Source organism: Flavobacterium sp., from assembly GCF_044361015.1.
In the GTDB taxonomy this organism is placed as follows: domain Bacteria; phylum Bacteroidota; class Bacteroidia; order Flavobacteriales; family Flavobacteriaceae; genus Flavobacterium.
The window spans coordinates 1-11790 of sequence record NZ_JBIKJL010000028.1 but is presented as its reverse complement, the minus strand read 5'-3'; the positions used below and the strand labels follow the sequence as shown (position 1 = coordinate 11790).

The 11790-nt window shown below is 30.9% G+C and carries 13 protein-coding genes and 1 pseudogene; 4 read left to right on the top strand and 10 right to left on the bottom strand.

Features of this window, described 5'->3' with window-relative positions; all coding sequences use genetic code 11:
* The first annotated feature begins 37 nt into the window (after positions 1-37).
* The 3 genes from ACIQ2Z_RS08210 to ACIQ2Z_RS08200 all read left to right on the top strand — a co-directional run bounded on the left by ACIQ2Z_RS08210 (position 38) and on the right by ACIQ2Z_RS08200 (position 2430).
* Positions 38-490, top strand: coding sequence for a type I restriction enzyme HsdR N-terminal domain-containing protein (locus tag ACIQ2Z_RS08210; RefSeq protein ID WP_396183656.1), 453 nt, complete (start codon positions 38-40; stop codon positions 488-490).
* Positions 491-520: 30 nt separating this feature from the next.
* Positions 521-1531: a glycosyltransferase family 2 protein gene (locus ACIQ2Z_RS08205; protein WP_396183655.1), complete on the top strand. Its 1011-nt coding sequence runs from the start codon at positions 521-523 to the stop codon at positions 1529-1531.
* Between the two features lie 62 nt (positions 1532-1593).
* A complete protein-coding gene (locus ACIQ2Z_RS08200) occupies positions 1594-2430 on the top strand; it encodes a flagellar motor protein MotB (protein WP_396183654.1) in 837 nt (278 codons plus the stop codon).
* A 75-nt stretch (positions 2431-2505) separates the two neighbouring features.
* Here ACIQ2Z_RS08200 and ACIQ2Z_RS08195 read toward each other — a convergent pair whose 3' ends face one another.
* From ACIQ2Z_RS08195 to rpsF, 4 genes are all read right to left on the bottom strand, one after another.
* Positions 2506-3126, bottom strand: a complete 621-nt coding sequence (locus tag ACIQ2Z_RS08195; protein WP_396183653.1) for an L-threonylcarbamoyladenylate synthase — start codon at positions 3124-3126, stop codon at positions 2506-2508.
* A gap of 118 nt (positions 3127-3244) precedes the next feature.
* Positions 3245-3682: a 50S ribosomal protein L9 gene (gene rplI / locus ACIQ2Z_RS08190; protein ID WP_396183652.1), complete on the bottom strand. Its 438-nt coding sequence runs from the start codon at positions 3680-3682 to the stop codon at positions 3245-3247.
* Positions 3683-3744: 62 nt separating this feature from the next.
* A complete protein-coding gene (rpsR, locus tag ACIQ2Z_RS08185; protein ID WP_026711263.1) occupies positions 3745-4041 on the bottom strand; it encodes a 30S ribosomal protein S18 in 297 nt (98 codons plus the stop codon).
* Positions 4042-4046: 5 nt separating this feature from the next.
* On the bottom strand, positions 4047-4385 hold the full coding sequence (rpsF, locus tag ACIQ2Z_RS08180) for a 30S ribosomal protein S6 (RefSeq protein WP_396183651.1): 339 nt from the start codon (positions 4383-4385) through the stop codon (positions 4047-4049).
* A gap of 168 nt (positions 4386-4553) precedes the next feature.
* Here rpsF and ACIQ2Z_RS08175 point away from each other — a divergent pair, with 168 nt between their 5' ends.
* Entirely contained in the window at positions 4554-5249 is a 696-nt protein-coding gene (locus ACIQ2Z_RS08175; RefSeq protein WP_396183650.1) for a LytR/AlgR family response regulator transcription factor, read from the top strand.
* Here ACIQ2Z_RS08175 and priA read toward each other — a convergent pair.
* The 6 genes and pseudogenes from priA to ACIQ2Z_RS08145 all read right to left on the bottom strand — a co-directional run.
* Complete coding sequence (gene priA, locus ACIQ2Z_RS08170; protein WP_396183649.1) at positions 5246-7696, bottom strand: primosomal protein N'; 2451 nt, start codon at positions 7694-7696, stop codon at positions 5246-5248. The two genes, ACIQ2Z_RS08175 and priA, sit on opposite strands and share 4 nt — an antisense overlap.
* A 41-nt stretch (positions 7697-7737) precedes the next feature.
* Positions 7738-8664 carry a YihY/virulence factor BrkB family protein gene (locus ACIQ2Z_RS08165; protein ID WP_396183648.1) on the bottom strand — a complete coding sequence of 309 codons (927 nt, stop codon included), beginning with the start codon at positions 8662-8664 and terminating at the stop codon, positions 7738-7740.
* Positions 8665-8690: 26 nt separating this feature from the next.
* A complete protein-coding gene (gene nadC / locus ACIQ2Z_RS08160; protein ID WP_396183647.1) occupies positions 8691-9548 on the bottom strand; it encodes a carboxylating nicotinate-nucleotide diphosphorylase in 858 nt (285 codons plus the stop codon).
* Positions 9549-9629: 81 nt separating this feature from the next.
* Positions 9630-9914, bottom strand: coding sequence for a DUF2892 domain-containing protein (locus ACIQ2Z_RS08155; RefSeq protein ID WP_396183673.1), 285 nt, complete (start codon positions 9912-9914; stop codon positions 9630-9632).
* 352 nt (positions 9915-10266) lie between these two features.
* The gene (locus ACIQ2Z_RS08150; protein ID WP_396183646.1) at positions 10267-11262 is read right to left on the bottom strand and encodes a glycosyltransferase family protein; all 996 of its coding nucleotides are present in this window, start codon (positions 11260-11262) and stop codon (positions 10267-10269) included.
* Positions 11263-11540: 278 nt separating this feature from the next.
* A pseudogene (locus ACIQ2Z_RS08145) lies at positions 11541-11790 on the bottom strand (UDP-2,3-diacylglucosamine diphosphatase); the annotation flags it as partial.

Below are 11790 nucleotides of genomic sequence, written 5' to 3'. Positions count from 1 at the left end.
ATAGAATTTTTACTGAATCAATTTTATATATTTGTAGATGCAAAAACTGAATTTTTCTGACTATTCTTTTCGCTTCAAAAATAGTGAAAATAAAGTCTCCGTGTTCGATGAAATTAGGAAAAAATTTATTGTTCTCACTCCGGAAGAATGGGTTAGAATTCATGTGGTTCAATATTTAATTCAAGAAAAAAGCTATCCTAAATCTTTAATAAATGTCGAAAAACTTATTAAAATTAGCACAATAAGTAAACGATATGATATAGTTGTTTATCAACCGAATGGAGAAATATTTTTGTTGATAGAATGCAAGAAACCGGATGTAATTATTAACCAACTCGTTTTTGATCAAATTGCACGATACAACTTAACTTTAAAGGCAAAATATTTAATGGTAACAAACGGACTAAATCACTATTTTTGTCAAATGGATTTTGAGCAGGAACGGTATGTTTTTTTAAAGGATATTCCTGACTATGAACTTCAAAACTAATATTTTGGATTCCTTTATTATATTCTTATTTTGAAGAAAATCGCAATCGTTATTCTCAATTGGAATGGGGCAAAACTTCTTCAACAGTTTCTGCCTTCAGTTCTTTCCTATTCACAGGAAGCAACAATCTATGTAGCCGATAATGCCTCGACTGACGAATCGATTTCTGTTTTAAAAACACAATTTCCATCAGTCAAAATAATAAAAAATAGCTTTAATTTTGGTTTTGCACAAGGTTATAATGAATGTTTAAAATTTGTAGAAGAGGAAATTTATTGCTTGGTCAATTCCGATATTGAAGTTACTGAAAACTGGTTGGCTCCAATACTGGAACTATTCGACAAAAACGAAAAAATAGCCATTATTCAACCAAAAATTTTAGATTTTAAAGATAAAGCCTATTTTGAATATGCCGGTGCAGGTGGAGGTTTTATTGATAGATTTGGATATCCATTTTGTCGAGGTCGCATTTTCGATTCCATTGAAAAAGACAACGGACAATATGATGATGTCAAAAAGATTTTTTGGGCTTCCGGCGCCTGCTTTTTCATCCGAAAAAAAGTTTTTAAGAAATTAGAAGGATTTGATGCTGATTTTTTTGCACATCAGGAAGAAATTGATCTATGCTGGAGAAGTCATAACCTTGATTATGAAACCTATTATTGTGGGTTTTCAAAAGTGTATCATCTAGGCGGAGGAACGTTGTCGAATATAAATCCAAGGAAAACTTTTTTAAATTTCAGGAATTCTTTGTTTATGTTGGTTAAAAATTTGCCAACTGTTCATCTGATTTGGATTTTATTGATTCGGATGATTTTTGATGGTATTGCTGGAATTCAATTCTTGTTACAAGGAAAATTTTCTCATTTTACAGCAATAATTAAAGCCCATTTTTATTTCTATGCTTTGCTACTAAATATGTTACGTAAAAGAAAAAACAATCAGCAATCAAATTATTATTTCACTATGAGTATTATCTATCATTATTTTATCAAAAAGGAGAAAAATTTTGTTGATAAATTTAACAATAGTTTATCGTAATCATTTTAAGATTATAAGCTTTTTGGTGTTAATTTTGTTATAAATTTAAAAAGTTAAGTTATATGAAAAAAGTCGTTTTATTATTAGCACTAGTTGCTCTTTCATTAGGTTCATGCGGCACGAAGAAAAAAATTGCCGAATTAGAGTCCAAAAACAAAGAGTGTCAGGATTTATTAAATTCTACAACCGTAAAGTTAAACATGTGTTTATCTGAAAAAGACATTTTAAATAATCAAATAGCTGATTTAAAAAAGACAAATTCAGATTTAATCAGCAATGTTGGAAATATGACAATGTTATCCACTAAAGGAGCAGAAAACTTAGAAAAATCATTAGAGAGTTTAAAAGAAAAAGATTTAAAAATCTCTCGTTTACAGGACGCTTTGACCAAAAAAGATAGTGTTACTTTAGCTTTAGTAACCAGTTTAAAAAGTTCGGTAGGTATTAATGATCCGGATATAGAAATAAATGTTGAAAAAGGAGTTGTCATGATTTCTATTGCTGACAAAATGCTTTTTAAATCCGGTAGTTATGAAGTTAGTGACCGAGCTAAAGAAGTATTAGGTAAAGTGGCAAAAGTAGTAAATGACAAGTCAACATTTGAATGCATGGTTGAGAGTCATACTGACAACGTTCCTTATAGAAATGGTGTTTTACTTGACAATTGGGACTTAAGTGTTAAAAGAGCTACTTCTGTTGTTCGCGTTTTAACTAACGACCATAAAGTAAACCCAAAACAATTAATAGCTGCCGGTAGAGGTGAATTTATTCCTTTAGTAGAAAATGATTCTACACAGAATCGTTCTGCAAACAGAAGAACTCGTATTATCGTTATGCCAAAAATTGATGAATTTTATAATATGATAGAAAAAGAAATGAAAAACCAAGCAGGTAAATAAGATTGGTTATTCTTCAGTAAAAAAACGTACTGAACTTTCAGTACGTTTTTTTTATGCTTTTGTTTTATTATTCTTTTAAAAAATATTGCTATCTCCTTTTCCTTCCCGGATAACAACCGGTTCACCCTCCGATAAATCAATAATTGTTGAAGGCTGATTATCACCATAACCTCCATCAATAATTAAATCAACTTTATTTTGCCATTTCTCGAAAATCAATTCAGGATCAGTAGAATATTCTAACACTTCATCTTCATCATAAATAGAAGTTGACACAATAGGGTTACCTAAAAGTTTTACAATCTCTAATACAATAGCATTGTTAGGAACTCGAATACCCACAGTCTTCTTCTTTTTAAATTCTTTTGGAAGGTTGTTGTTACCGGGTAAAATAAACGTATACGGACCGGGTAAAGTTCTTTTTAAGATTTTAAAAGTTGTAGTATCAATTTGTCTGATGTAATCCGAAATATTACTTAAATCATGACAAATAAAGGAAAAATTAGCTTTTTCTAATTTTATTCCTTTGATTTTAGCAATTCGTTCTAAAGCTTTTGTATTGGTGATATCACATCCTAATCCGTATACAGTGTCCGTAGGATAAATTATCAAACCACCTTCTTTGAGCACTTTTACAACTTTTGCAATAGCAACTTCATTAGGATTTTCAGGATATATTTTGATGAATTGCGACATTTTTATAATCATTGTTGAGAGCAAAAGTACATTAGAATTTTAAAAATACTGGTGTATTTTTAAAATTATGCATAAAAAAAGCCCTGCATTGCAGAGCTTTAAAATATTTTAAATAAATTTATTCAGCAACTATTTCATAAGGCAATTCAACTACAACATTTCTGTGTAAACGCACAGTAGCTGCATATTTTCCGGTTCTTTTTACAGTTCCTGAAGTGATGAATTTTCTTTCGATTGGTTGACCTTCTTTTTCTAGAGCTTCAGCGATGTCAATATTGGTTACAGAACCAAATAATTTTTCACCACCAGCTTTTGCAGAAATTTTAATATCAAGAGCTTTTAGGGCTTCAGCTATTTTTTTAGCATCATCCACTACTTTTTGCTCTTTGTGTGCTTTTTGTTTCAAGTTTTCAGCCAATACTTTTTTAGCTGAAGGAGTTGCTAATGCAGCAAACCCTTGTGGAATTAAAAAATTTCTACCATATCCTGGTTTTACTGAAACGATATCGTCTTTAAACCCTAAATTTTGAACGTCTTTTTTTAAGATTAGTTCCATGTTGTTGTCCTTTTTTATAGAAGTTAGGTTCCGGTTTGGGAAACCAACAACTTAATTAATTATTATTTTAATAAATCCGCCACATATGGCATCAAAGCTAAATGTCTTGCTCTTTTAACAGCAACAGACACTTTTCTTTGGTATTTTAATGAAGTACCTGTTAATCGTCTTGGTAAAATTTTACCTTGTTCGTTAACAAATTTCAATAAAAAGTCTGCATCTTTATAGTCAATGTATTTAATACCTGATTTTTTAAAACGACAATACTTTTTAATTTTATTGGTATCTATGTTCAAAGGAGTAAGATATCTGATATCTCCTTCTTTTTTTCCTTTAGCTGATTGCTCGATTGTTGACATAGTAATTACGCTTTAACTTTTAATTTTTCTCTTCTTCTCTCTGCCCAAGAAATTGCATGTTTATCTAAACTTACTGTTAGAAAACGCATAATTCTTTCGTCACGTCTTAATTCAGTTTCAAAACCTATGATACTATCAGCAGGTGCTTTGAATTCGAATAAATGGTAAAAACCACTTTTCTTGTGTTGGATTTCGTAGGCTAATTTTTTCAAGCCCCAATCCTCTTTGGATACCATCTGTGCCCCTTTGGCGGTAAGAAAATCTTCGAATTTGCTTACTGTTTCCTTTACCTGTTGTTCAGATAAAACGGGATTCAAGATGAAAACAGCTTCATAATGATTCATAATAATTTACTTTAAAATTGTTAAATTGGGTGCAAAATTAAGAATTTAATTTGAATATCCAAGTCTAAATAAGCAAATAATCAACATATAGCAAAAAAGTTTAAAAAAATTAGTTTTTATCGATGAAATGCACTATGTTTGTTTCACCAAATCTATAATAACCTTATTATGAAATTAAATTGTGTCGTCGTCGATGACAGTTCTATTCAAAGAATGATCATCACAAAGTTAGTGAATAATCACCAGAATCTTAATCTAATAGGTGATTTTTCCAATGCTATTGAGGCAAAGAGTTGTATGTCTATACACTCTATTGACCTCATTTTTCTTGATATCGAAATGCCTATAATTAATGGGTTCGATTTTCTTGATGGGTTGAAACAAAAACCCCAAATTATTTTTATCACCTCAAAAGCAGATTACGCTGTAAAAGCTTTTGATTATGATGCAACCGATTATCTTCAAAAACCAATTTCTGTAGATCGTTTTGATTCTTCTGTAAAAAGAGCCATCGAATTGCACAAATTAAGACATGAAGTAACGGAAGAAGAAGGAGATTATATCTTCATAAAAAGTAATTTGAAAAAATTAAAAGTATTCACTTCTAAAATTAAGTGGATTGAAGCGTATGGTGACTATGTAAAAGTAGTTACTGATGAAGACAGCAACTTTGTACTTTCTACCATGAAGTCGTTTGAAAATGATTTATCTAAAGACCGTTTTCTAAGAGTTCACAAATCGTTTATTGTAAACATTGATAAAATCGAACGTTTCAATAGTAAGTTTGCTGAAATTGGCGTAACTAAAATTCCATTAAGCAGAAATAAAAAGGATGATTTGAAAAAAGCTCTAGCGATTGCTTAAGTAACATCAACATTCACAATAAGCTTTACTGCTCTATATTGCAAAATAACATCAAAACTATTCAGTATTTTCAGGATAGTTTTTTTTGTGCCTTTTGGTGAAACCGAATCCGGAATCTTAATCATAATCGTCCAAATGTATTCGTTTCTAATTTTACTGACAGCAGGTTCTTCCGGTCCCAAAACAGGCATATTCAATTGTTGATTCAAAACTTGATACAACCACATGGAACTTTCTTTCACCTTTTCAAAATCTTTATGTTTCAACGTAATTTTGATTAATTTAAAGAATGGTGGATATTTAAAAATCTGTCGTTCGTATAGCTGTTCTTTATACATTGCCAAATAATCATGGTGGGTTACCTGTTGAATGGTGTTGTGATTTGGATTATAAGTTTGAATGATAACTTTTCCTTTTTTTTCATATCTTCCTGCCCTGCCTGAAACCTGTGTCATCATTTGGAAACTCCTTTCAAAAGCTCTAAAATCAGGAAAATATAGCATGTTATCAGCATTTAATATTCCTACCAAACTAACATTATCAAAATCTAAACCTTTGGCTAACATTTGTGTGCCCACTAAAATATCAACTTCTCTATTTTGAAATTTATCTATGATTTTTTCATAACCAAATTTTCCACGGGTTGTATCTTGATCCATTCGTTGTATCTTCCTATTGGGAAAAAGAGAGGCTAGCTCCAATTCAATTTGCTCAGTTCCAAAACCTTTAGTAGTCAAATCAACACTCGAACATTGATGACAATGAGTTGGTTTAGCAATTGAATGTCCGCAATAATGACAACGCAATTGATTTTTATATTTATGATACGTCAAACTTACGTCACAATTCGGACATTGCGGAATATGTCCACACGTCATGCATTCTAACAAAGGAGCATATCCACGTCTGTTTTGAAAAAGAATAACCTGTTCATTTAAAGATAATGCGGAAGTAATTTCTTCTATTAAAGTGTCACTAAAATGACCGTTCATTTTTTTACGGAAATACTTATCTTTTAAATCAATCAATATAATTTCGGGCATTGGAACATTATTATAACGTTCAAAAAGTTCAACTAAACCGTATTTATTATTTTGAGAATTATAATAAGTTTCTAAACTTGGCGTTGCCGAACCTAAAACAACTTTTGCTTTATGGTAATTAGCCAAAACAGTGACCGAATCACGTGCATGATAACGAGGTGCCGGATCAGTCTGTTTGAAGTTTTGTTCATGTTCCTCATCCACAATGACCAATCCTAAATTAGAAAAGGGTAAAAACATGGCAGAACGAGCTCCGATTACCACTTGTGCTTTTGGAGAATTTTCTAAAACCTGATTCCACACTTCTACCCTTTCATAATTGCTGTATTTTGAATGAAAAACAGCAACTTTATTGCCAAAAAATTTACGCAAACGTGAAAGTAGTTGAGTTGTCAAAGCTATTTCAGGAAGTAAAAACAATATTTGCTTATCGGTTTTCATCACTTCCTGAATGAGTTGACAATAGATTTCCGTTTTTCCACTGGAAGTTACCCCATGAAGTAAACAAATTTCTTTTTGCTCAAATTTCAGTTTAATTTCATCCAATGCTTTTTGTTGAGCAGGACTTAAAACCAAGTTTTCATTTAAATCTAATGCCTCAAAATCGGTTCTATCTTGGATAAGATGATATTCTTCAAAAATAACTTTATCAACAAGTACTTTCAAAACAGCTGAGGATACTTTAGAAAATTCGAGCAATTTTTTCGCCGAAATAGGCTTTTTCTCAACAGCTTGCAATTGAAAATAACCTAAAAGTAACTCACTTTGTTTTTTGGCTTTTAATGAATTTAGCAACTCATTCAAGCTTTCATTAGAAGTATAATTTTGATGAAGTTTTATATATTTTACTAATTTAGGTTTATAATTTTCCTGAATTTCTTCCCGTAGCATAATGATATTTTTATCAATTAGCTTTTGCAAAAGAGGAAAAATATTCTTTTTATTTAAAATATTCATCACATCATTTACTTTCAAAGAACTTTGGTGTTGGAGAGCTTCAAAAATTAGAAATTCATCATCTGTGAGATTGAGTTCTTCTAGCGCTTCATAATGTTTAAAAGAAATAATCGTTTCGCTTTCCAATAATAATGTGGAAGGCAATGCAGCCCGAAACACTTCGCCAATCGAACACATATAATAAGTAGAAATCCATTGCCAATGTTTTAATTGGGTTTCATTTACAAGAGGATTTTCATCTAAAATTTGATAGATTTCTTTTGCTTCATATAAAGTTGGTGGGTTTTGATGCAACTCAATTGCCAAAGCTGTAAAAATTTTGCTTTTACCAAAGGGAACAGCGATTCGCATTCCGGGTTTTATGAAATAATATTCTGCCTCAGTTACTTTATAAGTAAAGGTTTTATCTAGTGCTAAGGGCAAAATAACTTCAATGAAGTAAGCCATAATTGTTTAATTTCAAAAATTAGTTGCGGCAAAATTCTGTTTTAATCAAAAAGATTTTTTCTCTTTAATTTATTAATGGTAGCATTTAGTTCAAATCCGAGTAATAATATCATGCAGTTAATCCAAATGTAAAACATCAGGATTAACAAGGTACCAATAGAACCATAGAGTTCATTATATTTGGCAAACTTGACTACATAAATTCCAAAAACATAGGATGAAAGTAAAATTAAAAGTGTTGTAAAAACCGAACCAATGCTTATAAATGGAACTTTTGATATTTGTTTGGTACCAAATTTAAAAAGTAATGAAGTTGTTGTTAAAATCATTAAAACAACAAATCCAAACCGAATCATTTCAACAAATGTAATATCTGTGTCGATGATTTTATGTAAATGTATTTTTTGAATAATAATTTCTGAAATTAAAATGGCTACAATAGTAATTATTAATATGAATGAAAATAAAAGTGACATTCCGAGTGCTATAATATATTGTCTGATGAAATTTCGGTTTATGGTAATATGATAGGAAGTTTCAAATCCGCCCAAAACGGCATTTATTCCATTGGTCATTAAGAAAATTGACAAAATAAACCCGGAAGACAATAAGCCTTGGTAACTGTTATTTAGGATGTCATCGATAATTGTTTTGATTGCTTCAAACGTATTGGGTGGCACTCCATCTTCTACAAATTTTAGAAAATCATCCTGAAATCCTTCAATAGGAATATAGGGAATCAAGTTCAAGATGAACAATGCAAACGGAAACAAGGCCATGAAAAAACTAAAAGCAATGGCTCCGGCCCGATAAGAAAAAGCCCCTTCTACAATTCCAATAATATATAATTCCATCAAATCATAAAACGACAAACCTTCTAACCATGGAAGTTTGATTCTTTTCATTAATCGAACTATGTGTTTGACTATTGGTATTTTATCTATTTTTTCTTCTATCTCTAATGACATTTTATTGTTGGAAGTTTCAAGTTTTATTAAAAAGCTTTTAAACTTAAATCCATGTTATACACAGAATGGGTCAATGCTCCTGAAGAAATATAATTCACGCCACAAGCTGCATATTGCCGAATGGTTGTTTCATTGATGTTTCCTGAACTTTCGGTCAAACATTTATTTCCAATTATTTCTACTGCTTTTTTAGTGGTTTCAAAATCAAAATTATCCAGTAATATTCTATAAACACCTCCACTATTAAGAATTTCTTCTATTTCCTTAAGGTTTCTAGCTTCCACGATAATTTTTATGTCTAATTCATTTTGTATTAGATAATCTTTCGTTTTTTGAATAGCCAATGAAATTCCACCGGCAAAATCGTTGTGATTATCTTTCAGCATAATCATATCATAAAGAGCAAAACGATGGTTTTCGCCTCCTCCTATTTTGACAGCCCATTTTTCAGCGGCTCTAAATCCGGGAGTCGTTTTTCGGGTATCTAATATTTTTGTAGCTGTTCCATCTAATAAATCAACATATTTTTTTGTTTTGGTTGCAATTGCACTCATTCGTTGCATTGAATTTAACACTAAACGTTCGGCTTTCAATATTGATTGTGAACTGCCGGTAACATGAAAAACAACATCTCCATATTTAACAAAACTACCGTCAGGAATAAACGTTTCAATTTTTAAATTCGAGTCAACTTCATTAAAAATCATTTTAGCAAATTCTACACCAGCTATTATTCCATTCTCTTTTACTAATAATTTTGCTTTTCCTATTGCAGATTTTGGGATACAAGCCAGCGAACTATGGTCCCCCACTCCAATATCTTCTCTAATTCCATTTTTTATTATTAATTCTAATTCCTTTTGAAATTGAACTTCAGTAATCATATTATTTTTTTTTTAACGAAATGCTAATGTAGGAAATTGTTTTGATTTTTATAGAATGATTGATTCAAAAAAACTACGCAATTACGTGGTTTCTTTTGAAATTTTTAAATAAAGGTTATTTTTTTTCTTCACTTCACAAGTACTTTTGCCCAAGAGAGTATAAAGTGGACAAAATGTTGCAAAAGCGGTAACAATTAAAATTGAACTGACACCTAAAACTATCCATTTGATCATGTCGTTTTCAATAAAACCCGACATAAATACAATTAAAAGTATAATTCCAATGATGACTCTAACAAAACGGTCTGTATTGCCTACATTTTTTTCATAATAAAAAGTTTTGGTTTTTTGAAGATTAGAAAATATTTAATGCCGTTAAGAAATATATAAAATTTGAATTGTTTATAAGTTGAGAATTCGGAGACATTCAGAGCAGGGTGAAAATGATTTTGAAGATGCTTCCTGCGTCAGCATGACAAGTTGTTAGCAGTTTTTTTTGGTTTAAAATTGTTTGAGGTTGTTCAGAATTTCTATATTGTCGGCTATCAATAAAAATAATATAGATTCGCAGTGTGATAAAGTTCGCGGTTTTCCATAAACGTCCTCCACAAAAAAAGCAATCATTTATAGTTGCTTTTTGCTTTTATAGTGTTTTTCTGTGGTTAGTTTCTTCTGGTTCTCATCATGATGGTATAAGAAGTGTGAGGGAAAATATAGATTAATTTGGGGAATTATAGGTGTCAAATAAAAACTGGAGTGTATGATTAATATTATTGGCTTCAATTTTTGAAGTTTCAGTTTTAATTTCCAGCCATTTTTCAATGATTAGTTCAAACTCATTCCCCACTTCATAAACCACTTCTACGCCCAGTTTAGCTAGGGCAGCAGCATTACATTCCTGTTCGTAATGATTTAAAATGGGGATGCTGAGCACTTTCTTTCTCAGGTATAAAGCTTCAGCCGGTGTTTCAAATCCTCCTCCTGTAATGATTCCGTGACAAGTGATTAAACTTTCATTAAAATACTTTTGGTTTACCGGATAATATGTTATGTTTCCTCGGGTGTACTTCTGACTTACTTCGCTTAAAAACCAATGAAAGTGCTGTTCAGGAAGTTTAGTAAATGCTTTTTCTAAACAATCCTTGTCAAATGAAGGCAAGTAAACAGTAACATGATCTAAATCTTTTGGTTCAGCTTGACGTATTTCATCTTTAATGATTGGGGGATGAATAAAAGAATCGTATTGCTCAAAATGTAACCCAATATGTTTAGGAGATGGAGCATAATGCTTAAAAATAGTTTCTCCTATAAAACTCTTTTTTTCAGGTCTAGGTGTAAATTCAGAAATAAAACTAGCCTGATGTCCAAATTGTACCGAATGGACATTTTGTAATTTGCAAGCCAAAGCCGTTACAGAATCAAAATCATTGATAACAACATCATACTCTTTTAAGGGTAAAGCTTTTGCATCATTATACATTTGAAAAGGTTTAATGTTTTTAACAATAGCCATATAGTCTAAACCGCCACATTTACTGTAAAGCAGACTACACCCTTTGCTTTTATATTTTACCGGTAAATCAATGGGTAAAGTGGCATTGTTTCCACTCAAAAAAAAGTCGACTTCTCCATATTTCTTAAAATATGGATACAACTGTATCGCCCTACTGATGTGACCGTTACCCGTTGCTTGAATTGCATAAAATATTTTCATGGAATTTTTTTTTAATTAAAAGTTATTGTATACTCTTTCAAAACGTTTTGTTGATATGATAAAATCAATCAACTTATTACGATAAAATTTTAGTGATAGTGTCATTTTGAATATCCGCCTCTTTTAACTCCACATCAACAAACTCGAATTTTTGATATTGATAAATACTCCATTTCTTTTTTTTGTATTCTAAAGCGGTTAAATTCTCAAGCCAATCACCACTATTTTAATACAAAACTTTTCCATGTTGGTTTTTAATTTCTTTCATTTGAGGTTTGTTAACGTGACCACACTAAATAACTGTAGTTTTTTTCAATAGCAATTTCAGCCGCTGTAGTTTCAAAATTTGAGACAAAAGATGCTGCTTTTTTAACACTGTCTTTAATCATTTTAGAGTAACTTCTTTTTCCCTTACCAAAAAAAACACGAACCCAATTGATAAAACTATTCATTAAAATCAATAAATCATATCCTTTTCCACCCAATTTTGCGAGAAATTTTGCATATCCTTTTGTAGAAGAATCAAAC